We start from the raw sequence: 8632 nt of genomic DNA on the forward strand, positions 1-8632 counted from the left end.
AAATTTGGCTGCTATCAACTAATGGGCGTTAAGTTGATTGTATGATCTGATTGATAAAGAAGGGGAGACTAAAAATCTCCTCTTCTTTGCAGCAGTTTACTGCGGTCTTTTTGTGATGCATCAGCATAAAACGTTTTACTTGTGGACCCTAAGAAATGGAGAACATTATGTCGACTGTAGATACCTCTACAGCAGAGGAACTCAATCAAGGAGGCTCAGATTTTATTCTGACTTCCCTCGAGGCTATGCGTAAGAAGTTATTGGACCTTACGTCTCGAAATCGACTTTTGAATTTCCCTATCACTCAAAAAGGGTCTTCACTACGTATTGTTGATGAATTACCAGAACAGCTTTATGAAACCCTTTGCTCGGAAATCCCGATGGAATTTGCTCCTGTGCCCGATCCAACTAGAGCGCAGCTGTTAGAGCATGGCTATCTCAAAGTTGGGCCAGATGGTAAAGATATACAGTTAAGAGCTCATCCTAGCGCTAAGGATTGGGCGCACGTCTTAGGAATCCTTACAGATTTTGATTTACCAGATAGCCATAAAACGGTTGTTTCTGATTCAGATAGAGAGTTGCTGGAAAAAGCCCATCAGTTTATCTTGCAATATGCCCAAGGCCAGAATGGAAAATTAACAGGGATTCGTTCTGAATACGTTAATCAAGGTATAGCTTTGTCAGCGTTGAAGGAGGCGTGCTGCTTAGCAGGCTATGAAGGGCTTGAGGATTTTGAACGACAGGCAAAGGCTGGGAATGAGATTAGTATATCTTCTTCCAATCCCTCTCATGACGATAATCGGATACAGGCTCTGCTTTATCCAAATGAACTGGAAGCTTGTTTGCGCGCCATCTATGGTAAGGCTCAAACTGCTTTGGAGGAGAGTGGCGCCAACATCTTGTATTTGGCGTTAGGGTTCCTTGAGTGGTATGAAAGCGATTCCTCTGAAAAGGCACGTTATGCACCGTTATTTACAATTCCGGTGAGATGTGAACGAGGAAAATTAGATCCGAAGGATGGTCTTTACAAGTTTCAACTTTATTACACGGGTGAAGATATTTTGCCCAATCTCTCTTTGAAGGAAAAACTTCAGGCTGACTTTGGCCTTGCTCTTCCTTTGTTCAATGAAGAGGAAACTCCAGAGTCTTATTTTGCTTCGGTGAAGAAGGTTGTAGAGCAGCACAAACCTAAATGGTCTGTGAAACGTTATGGTGCACTTAGCTTGCTCAATTTTGGCAAGATGATGATGTATCTTGACCTCGATCCTGCCCGCTGGCCTTGTGACAAGCGCAATATATTGTCTCATGAAGTAATTCGTCGCTTTTTCACCAGTCAGAGCTGTGGTCAAGAGAATTCCGGCTTACCTGGTGGCTTCGGTCAGCATGAGTACTGCATCGATAGTTACCCTGATATTCATGACAAGGTTCCACTAATCGATGATGCGGATAGCTCGCAGCACAGTGCGTTGATCGATGCTATCCGTGGTCAAAACTTAGTCATTGAGGGCCCTCCTGGTAGTGGCAAATCACAAACGATCACCAACTTGATTGCAGCAGCTCTGCTCAACGGTAAGAAAGTCCTGTTTGTGGCAGAGAAGATGGCTGCACTGGAGGTCGTCAAACGTCGCTTGGATCGTGCGGGGCTAGGTCAATTTTGCTTAGAGTTGCACAGTCATAAAACTCATAAGCGCAAGGTGCTGGATGATATTAATGCTCGCTTGGTGAGTCAGGCGACCATGCCTACTATGGAAGAGATTGATGCTCAGATTTTGCGTTATGAAGATCTTAAGCAGCAGCTCAATGAATATGCCGCATTGATCAATAACCAATGGGCGCAAACAGGCAAAACGATACATCAGATTTTGAGTGGTGCAACCCGTTATCGTCACAAATTAGATATTGATGCAACAGCACTTCATATCGAAAACCTTTCCGGGAAGCAGTTGGATAAAGTGACCCAATTACGGCTGCGTGACCAAATAGTAGAGTTTAGCCGCATCTACAAAGAGGTTCGTGAGCAGGTGGGGGCTAATGCAGAAATATATGAGCACCCTTGGAGCGGTGTGAATAACACACAAATTCAATTGTTTGACAGCGCTCGTATAGTCGATTTGCTACAAACTTGGCAGACATCAATTATCGACTTTCAACATAGCTATCAAGAATATGTAGATAAGTGGGCGTTAGAAGGCGAAAGCCTTAATACGCTTCAATATATTGAGCAATTGGTAGAAGATCAGTCGAATCTTCCAGTGTTGTGTGGTTCAGAGCATTTCCCAGCACTTAGTGAGCTAGATTCACCCGATGCCATTGCACGGGTGCGTCACTATTTAGATAGGTTCGAGTTGCTACAAGGTCATTATGTGGCCTTGAGCCAGGTTATCGAGCCTCAAAAGCTACGACTTTTAGAACAAGGACAATCGTGTGACTTTCCTCGTGAAGAGCTGGAAAAATATGGTGCAGCAGAGGATTTCACTTTACGTGATTTGGTCAGGTGGCTTGAATCCATCCAATCAATTCATGATGAGTTATCATCTATTTATGCGCAATTAAACGATTTCAAAAATGCTTTGCCAGATGGTATTGCTTCGTATATCGATGATTCGCAAGCTGGATTGCTATTCTGCTCTGAGTTGTTGTCGATTCTGGGTGCTTTACCGACTGAGCTTATTAGAGTTCGAGATCCTCTTTTTGATGATGATGATATCGATGCAGTATTGCGCGACTTAATGTGTCAAATCGAAACATTGCGTCCTTTAAGAGATGGTCTATCTACTTTGTATCAATTGGACCAGTTGCCTTCCCAAGAGATGCTCGCGCATGCCGTTGCTGTTATCCAGCAAGGGGGATTATTTGCATGGTTTAAGAGTGATTGGCGTAGTGCCAAGGCACTGCTCATGGCGCAATCTCGTAAGCCTGACACTAAGTTTGCTGAGTTAAAACGCTGCTCAGCTGATTTGCTCAAGTATTCGGAGCTGTTACAACGGTTTGAACAAAGTGACTTTGGTAATCAACTTGGTAATGCATTCCGAGGGTTGGACACCGACTGTGAACAACTCATGTTATTGCGTGATTGGTACAAGAAGGTCCGAGCTTGTTACGGGATAGGTTTTGGAAAGCGAGTTGCGATAGGCTCTGGATTATTTAACCTAGATGGTGAGATTATCAAAGGTGTGCATTTAATCGAGAAATCGCAGATTAGCTCAAGATTAATGACTTTGGTTAAACGGGTCGAGCACGAGGCTAAGTTATTACCGCGTATTTCTAGCTTGTTGGAAGAACATGCATCTTGGTTAGGTGAGCAAGGTGTATTGATGCAATCTTACCGACAGGTGCGGAATACTCTCATTGCCTTGCAGGGATGGTTTATCAATCCAGATATATCATTAGAGCAGATGACTCATTCCTCCGAGATTTTGCAAAACATAAACGATCTTCAGATATCCCTTGAAAATGACTCGTTACAGTTAGGGGCGTTTTTACAATTAACCCCATTGGCTTGCGGTGCGTATAAAAATAATCAACTGACGTTAGACACTATTAACGACACGCTGAATTTTGCCGAGCAACTGGTTGATAAGATAAATTGCGTATCCTTGGCTACCCAGATCAGACATTTGGCTAGTGGTAGTGATTACGATTTACTATGTCGTGATGGTGGGGAAATAGTTTCGAAATGGAATGAACAGATTAAAAATGCTGAGTTATATGCGCTAGAAACAAAGTTAGAGCGGAGTCAGTGGCTCAAGTCGACTGATGGTTCTCTTAATACATTAATCGAGCGCAACGAAAGAGCAATACAGCAACCCCGTTGGTTGAACGGGTGGGTTAACTTTATTCGTTGTTACGAGCAGATGCATGAAAATGGATTGCAGCGAATCTGGAGTGCTGTACTTGCGGGCTCGCTCCCGATTGAAAAAGTTGAATTGGGTTTAGCATTAGCAATTCATGACCAGCTGGCGCGGGAGGTTATTCACATCCACCCTGAATTGATGAGAGTTTCCGGCTCACAGCGCAATGCTTTGCAGAAGTCATTTAAAGATTACGACAAAAAACTGATTGAATTACAACGTCAGCGGATTGCAGCAAAAATTGCTTGCCGAAATATACCAGAAGGGAATTCTGGTGGTAAGAAAAGTGAATATACAGAACTAGCTTTGATCAAAAATGAGTTGGGTAAAAAAACCAGACATATTCCAATTAGGCAATTGGTTAACCGTGCATGTAATGCGCTGGTTGCAATTAAACCTTGTTTCATGATGGGGCCAATGTCAGCAGCTCATTACCTAGAACCTGGACGAATGGAATTTGATCTGGTGGTGATGGACGAAGCGTCTCAGGTGAAGCCAGAGGATGCATTGGGTGTCATCGCGAGGGGCAAGCAACTAGTGGTCGTTGGTGACCCGAAACAGCTACCACCAACCAGTTTCTTTGATCGAAGTGCCGACGGAGAAGATGACGATGATGCCGCGGCTTTAAGTGATACTGACAGCATTTTGGATGCTGCTTTGCCACTGTTTCCTATGAGACGTTTGCGTTGGCACTATCGTTCACGACATGAAAAGTTGATTGCATACTCTAACCGCCATTTTTATAACAGTGATTTGGTGATATTCCCTTCCCCAAATGCTGAGTCTCCAGAGTATGGGATTAAATTTACCTATGTGTCAAAAGGTCGGTTCTCCAATCAACACAATATTGAAGAAGCCCAAGCAGTTGCTGAGGCCGTACTTCATCATGCGCAACACCGGCCGGGTGAGTCACTCGGGGTAGTGGCCATGAGTTCCAAGCAACGCGATCAAATTGAGCGCGCTATCGATGAATTGCGCCGAAATCGCCCTGAATTTAACGATGCAATCGATGGCTTATATGCCATGGAAGAGCCACTTTTTGTGAAAAACCTTGAGAACGTTCAAGGGGATGAGCGTGATGTAATCTTTATTTCCTTTACCTATGGACCTTCTGAGCATGGTGGAAAGGTTTATCAACGCTTTGGACCTATCAATTCCGATGTTGGCTGGCGTCGCTTGAATGTGCTTTTCACTCGATCAAAAAAACGGATGCATGTGTTTAGTTCAATGCGTTCTGAAGATGTATTGACGAGTGAAACCAGTAAACTTGGTGTTATTTCGTTGAAAGGTTTTTTACAGTTTGCCGAAAGCGGCAAACTAGATTCCCTCACAACGCATACCGGCAGGGCTCCAGATAGTGACTTTGAGGTTGCTGTAATGGAAGCACTCAATCACGCTGGGTTTGAGTGTGAACCTCAGGTAGGGGTTGCAGGATTCTTTATTGATCTAGCTGTGAAAGATCCAGGTTGTCCTGGCCGTTACTTAATGGGCATAGAGTGTGATGGTGCGGCTTATCACTCAGCTAAATCTGCTCGTGATCGTGACCGTTTGCGTCAAGAGGTTCTGGAGCGTTTGGGTTGGAGAATTAGCCGCATTTGGTCCACTGATTGGTTCAGTAATCCTGATGAGGTTCTATCTCCGATTATCCGTAAACTCCATGAGCTTAAAACATTGGCTCCAGACGTTGTTGTACCTTCCTATGAATATGTAGAAACGATTGAGTCAAGCGCTGAAGTGGCGTCTGACTCAATTGATTCTCTTATGCCCAATTTGGGGCTTAAGGAGCAACTTAAGTATTTTGCCACACATGTCATTGAGGTTGAGCTTCCTAATGTTGATGCTGATCGTCGTTTGTTGCGGCCCGCAATGCTTGAGGCTTTGCTGGAACATCAGCCTTTATCACGTTCCGAGTTTGTTGAACGAATACCTCATTATCTGCGGCAAGCAACAGATGTATACGAAGCGCAACGCTTTCTTGACCGAGTCTTGGCATTAATTGATGGCGCAGAGGCTGAAGCGAATGATGCAGCGTTTGAGTCTGAATTGGCATAATTAGTTAAAGGTAATAATGGACTGACCCCACGCCCGTAGACAAATTCTGTCCTCACACGAGGCCTGTTCGAAGGCCTCCGGACTGACGCCGCCGAGGTGACTGTGGCGCCGGGCCCGGTTGTAGAACACTTCAATGTAATCGAAGATATCCGCCCGGGCTAGATCCCGGGTTTTGTATATTCTCTTCCTGATGCGCTCTTTTTGTAAGCGTTAAGTGAGCGCCGTATTGACGGTTATTTATCGGTAAGAACCACGTTCCATGGCAGCAGTTCGGCCACTTTGTTGCTGGGCCACTCCGGCAGTACGCTCAGGATATGGCGAAGGTAGGCTTCCGGATCGATACCATTCAGCCTGCACGTCCCGATCAGTCCGTACAGCAGGGCTCCGCGCTCACCACCGTGGTCGCTGCCGAAGAAGATAAAATTCTTTTTCCCAAGACAGACGGCACGAAGGGCTCGTTCGGCAGCGTTGTTATCAGGCTCTGCCAGGCCATCTTCACAGTAGTAGCACAGCGCATCCCACTGGTTCAGGACATAAGCGAACGCTTCGCCCAGACGGGACTTTTTCGACAGCGTCTCATTTTTTTCTACCAGCCATTCATGCAGCGATGCCAGCAGTGGTTTGCTTTGCGATTGTCTGGCTGCCAGACGCTCTTCTGTCGTGAGGCCGCGTATTTCTTCTTCTATCGCGTACAGCTCACCGATACGTTTCAGGGCTTCTTCCGCTGTCGCTGTGTGAGTGCTTATATAGACATCATGGATTTTTCGGCGGGCATGGGCCCAACATGCGGCTTCTGTCAGCGGCCCTCCTTCACGTTCCGGACTGAACAACCGATCGTAGCCTGCGAAGGCATCCGCCTGCAGCACACCATGATAGTGGCGAAGGTGTTGCTGAGGATGTTTTCCCTGCCGGTCTGGCGAGAAGGCGAACCATGCCGCTGGCGGATCTGATGAACCTGCGCTTCTGTCGTCACGTACATACGTCCAGATACGCCCGGTTTTCGTCTTCTTTCTGCCCGGTGCAAGCACCGGAACCGGAGTGTCATCCGTATGCAGTTTGTGGCAGTCCATCACGTAGTGGTAAAGGGCCTCATCCAGCGGGGCCATTAACCGGCAACATGCATCCACCCAGTTGGAGAGCAGAGCCCGGCTCAGATCCACGCCCTGACGGGCAAAGATTTCGCACTGGCGATACAGCGGCAGGTGTTCGCAGTATTTGGCCGTTAACACGCGGGCCAGCAGACCCGGCCCGGCGATACCCCGATCGATGGGACGTGATGGCGCAGGTGCTTCAACGATACAGTCACATCGGGTGCAGGCCTTTTTCACCCTGACCGTGCGGATCACTTTCAGGGCGCTGGAGACCAGTTCCAGCTGCTCCACGCTGACTTCGCTGAGGTACGCCATACCGCTGCCGCATTCCGGACAGCTGGTTTCCGCAGGATCCAGCCGATGTATCTCGCGGGGAAGGTGTGCCGGTAACGGGCGACGATGGCGGGACTGACGTAACTGGCGAGGTACCTGCGGATCGTCTTCCCGTCCGTTGTAGCGATCGCTTTGCTGCTCCTGCTGTTTCAGCAGGGCTTCGGCTTCTTCAACCTGTCGGCGAAGTTTTTCGGAGCGGGTACCGAACAACATTCGACGCAGTTTTTCTATCTGTGCCCGCAGATGCTCTATCTCGCGCTCTTCGTTCTCTATTTTCTCTTCTGCGCGGGCCAGTGCAGAACGCAGGAACGACTCAGTCTCTGCAACGAGACTGAGCTGACTGTCTTTCTGGCGAAGCGCGTCTTCCAGCGCAGCGATACGGGCGAGATAGTCGTGATTCATAACCGCTTTTATAATGCGGTTATGATTTTTTTACAACATTGTCAGTGAGTTAAGGCGGGATATTTTTGGCTGGCGCCAGTCCAGCTTATCAAGGAGCATGGCAAGTTGTGAGCGGGTGATCGCGATTTTGCCGTCGCGTACAGCAGGCCAGACGAACTGTCCCTCTTCCAGGCGTTTGATAAACAGGCACAGACCATCAGCATCAGCCCAAAGTATTTTCACGGTATCGCCACGGCGTCCCCGGAAGATAAACAGATGGCCGGAGAAGGGATCCTCATCCAGAACGTGGTGTATCTGTTCGCCCAGCCCGTTGAAGGATTTACGCATATCCGTGGCCCCGGCGACCAGCCAGATGCGGGTGCCTGACGGGAGGGATATCATTGTGTCCTCCCGGTCAGTTCGCGGATCAGCACAGTCAGCAACTCTGACGACGGGTTCTCCAGCGTCATTTTGCCGTGGCGGAACTCAACATGACAGGAAGTGGCGCTGGCGTGAGCGGAGGAGAACGTACACAGAGTGTCATTCTCTGCGGCGGGCAACGGGTCGTTGATAACGTCGACGGACAACAGAGTCGGAGAAGCCGGAAGAGATTGAGGTACCACCGGCCCCACGATAGTTGCAGGCATTCGACGAGAGATTCGCCCCTCTCTCTGCCAGAGGCGTAGCCACTTAAAAATGAGATTATTATCAACGCCATGTTCCCGCGCCAGTTGTGCGACGTTGGCATCTGGTCGTGAAGCCAGTTCGACCATCCGAAGTTTGAAGTCACTGGAATAGACGGTACGCGATTCAGTTCGCCAGTTGGCAGCATTTTCCATAAACAGAGCTCCTTCTAAATTAGACGGAGCTCTAAGCTAGCGATCCCGGGACTGGAATCACAGGCGGCAGTGACTTGACGCTTAC

At 47.8% G+C, this 8632-nt stretch carries 4 protein-coding genes and 1 pseudogene; 1 reads left to right on the plus strand and 4 read right to left on the minus strand.

Translation table 11 applies throughout. From position 1 onward, the window contains the following. Nucleotides 1-167: 167 nt before the first annotated feature. Entirely contained in the window at nt 168-5903 is a 5736-nt protein-coding gene (hhe, locus tag OGX94_RS20625; protein WP_032636151.1) for a DUF4011 domain-containing anti-phage protein Hhe, read from the plus strand. On the opposite strand, the pseudogene OGX94_RS20630 reads toward hhe, so the two are convergent. The 4 genes and pseudogenes from OGX94_RS20630 to OGX94_RS20645 all read right to left on the minus strand — a co-directional run. After that, a pseudogene (locus OGX94_RS20630) lies at nt 5904-6110 on the minus strand (IS3 family transposase); the annotation flags it as partial. It lies immediately after the preceding gene. A gap of 26 nt (nt 6111-6136) precedes the next feature. Next, the gene (locus tag OGX94_RS20635) at nt 6137-7729 is read right to left on the minus strand and encodes an IS66-like element ISKox1 family transposase (protein WP_004902302.1); all 1593 of its coding nucleotides are present in this window, start codon (nt 7727-7729) and stop codon (nt 6137-6139) included. A 30-nt stretch (nt 7730-7759) separates the two neighbouring features. Beyond that, nucleotides 7760-8110: an IS66 family insertion sequence element accessory protein TnpB gene (tnpB, locus tag OGX94_RS20640; RefSeq protein ID WP_004189161.1), complete on the minus strand. Its 351-nt coding sequence runs from the start codon at nt 8108-8110 to the stop codon at nt 7760-7762. After that, nucleotides 8107-8547 carry a transposase gene (locus OGX94_RS20645; RefSeq protein ID WP_004189163.1) on the minus strand — a complete coding sequence of 147 codons (441 nt, stop codon included), beginning with the start codon at nt 8545-8547 and terminating at the stop codon, nt 8107-8109. Before OGX94_RS20645 ends, tnpB begins: the two co-directional genes overlap by 4 nt. Nucleotides 8548-8632 lie beyond the last annotated feature (85 nt).

The sequence above is a fragment of the Citrobacter sp. Cpo037 genome (assembly GCF_030332945.1).
Classification (GTDB): Bacteria; Pseudomonadota; Gammaproteobacteria; order Enterobacterales; family Enterobacteriaceae; genus Citrobacter; species Citrobacter portucalensis.